A 1052-nucleotide genomic window follows, 5' to 3' on the forward strand; every position below is an offset into this window, starting at 1 on the left:
CCGCATCGAGCTGGAGCTCGAACTCGGCCGCCACCACCAGCTGGTCGCGGACATGGTGTCGATCCTCGGCTCGCTGTTCTTCGTCGTCGGCGACATCGACAATATGCCGCTGTGGACGGCCGGTCCCGCCGCGGCGGCCGGAGGGCCGGCGATCGCGGACTGCTCGGCCTGGGGCGCGCGCCCTCCCAGCACTCCGGTCACCCTGGTCCCGGCCCCACCGCACAAGATCATCGTCCATCACACGGCGACGCCCAACGTCACCGACTACTCCCAGACCCAGGCCTTCCAGCTCGCCCGCAGCATGCAGAACTGGGCGATGGACGACAACCACTGGATCGACACCGGCCAGCACTTCACCGTCAGCCGCGGTGCCCGCGTCCTGGAAGGCCGGCACAACAGCGCGGCCGCGCTCGGCGGCGGCACCCAGACGGTCGAGGCGGCGCACTGCGCGGGCCAGAACACCGTCGCCATCGGCATCGAGAACGAGGGCACCTACACCTCCGTCGACCCGCGCGGCGAACAGTACGCGGCCCTGGTCGAACTGTGCGCACACATCTGCGCCCAGTACGGCCTGCGGGCCTACCAGATCTACGGGCACCGGGACTTCAACGCCACCCAGTGCCCCGGCGACCGCCTCTACGCCCTGCTGCCCCAGCTCCGGCGCGACGTGGCCGGCGGGCCTGCGGGGTTCCCCTCGACGTCGTACGGGCGCTGCTCCAGGGACGGGCTGCCGGTGAGCCCGATATCCACGAGCGGTTCCGCCAGCGGCTGGACCTGCTCCACGAGACGCACCGCAGGGACGACGGCCGCAAGTACTCGCACGGGGAGATCGCCCGCGAGAGCGGTATCTCCCGGCAGCAGGTGCAGGCCCTGCTCGGCGGGGACCGCCGCCCCACCATGGACCACTGCTCACGGCTGGAGCGGTTCTTCGACCGCCCGGCCGGGTTCCTGCAGTCGGAGGACGCCGAGGCGCTGAACTGCGCGCTGGCCGGCGTCGAGAAGAGGCTCCTTCGGGAGTACCAGGAGCAGAGTGAGCGGGGCGTCCTCGCGGC

2 pseudogenes are annotated in these 1052 nt (G+C 71.5%); both read left to right on the plus strand.

Going from position 1 to position 1052, the window contains the following annotated elements:
• Positions 1 to 103 precede the first annotated feature (103 nt).
• A pseudogene (locus AB0O29_RS36355) lies at positions 104 to 571 on the plus strand (peptidoglycan recognition family protein); the annotation flags it as partial.
• Between the two features lie 290 nt (positions 572 to 861).
• Positions 862 to 1052 (plus strand): annotated as a pseudogene (locus AB0O29_RS36360) (transcriptional regulator); the annotation flags it as partial.

It is taken from the genome of Streptomyces sp. NPDC089915 (assembly GCF_040684675.1).
In the GTDB taxonomy this organism is placed as follows: domain Bacteria; phylum Actinomycetota; class Actinomycetes; order Streptomycetales; family Streptomycetaceae; genus Streptomyces.